We start from the raw sequence: 280 nt of genomic DNA on the forward strand, positions 1-280 counted from the left end.
ATATATGATGAAGGGTTTCAAAAAACAAGGCGGTGACATACTCTCCCACAAATAGCAGTACCATCTGCGCTAACGGGCTTAACTTCTCTGTTCGGAATGGGAAGAGGTGAGCCCCGTTGCCATAACCACCTTAAGTTGTAAGTTAAACGGTTTAAAGTTTAAGGTTTAAAAGTTTTACTTTTAACTCCTTTACTTTTTCACTTTTTAACTGCGCCATGCGGCGCCAATATCTTGACATATTATAAGAAACAAAGAACATAAGAAGACTATTGTAAAAGCA

Annotated in this window: 1 rRNA gene; it reads right to left on the reverse strand. The window is 37.9% G+C overall.

From position 1 onward, the window contains the following. Nucleotides 1–24: 24 nt before the first annotated feature. Nucleotides 25–133 (reverse strand): 5S ribosomal RNA (gene rrf / locus RM529_RS17935). Nucleotides 134–280 lie beyond the last annotated feature (147 nt).

It is taken from the genome of Autumnicola edwardsiae (assembly GCF_031846505.1).
Lineage (GTDB): Bacteria > Bacteroidota > Bacteroidia > Flavobacteriales > Flavobacteriaceae > Autumnicola > Autumnicola edwardsiae.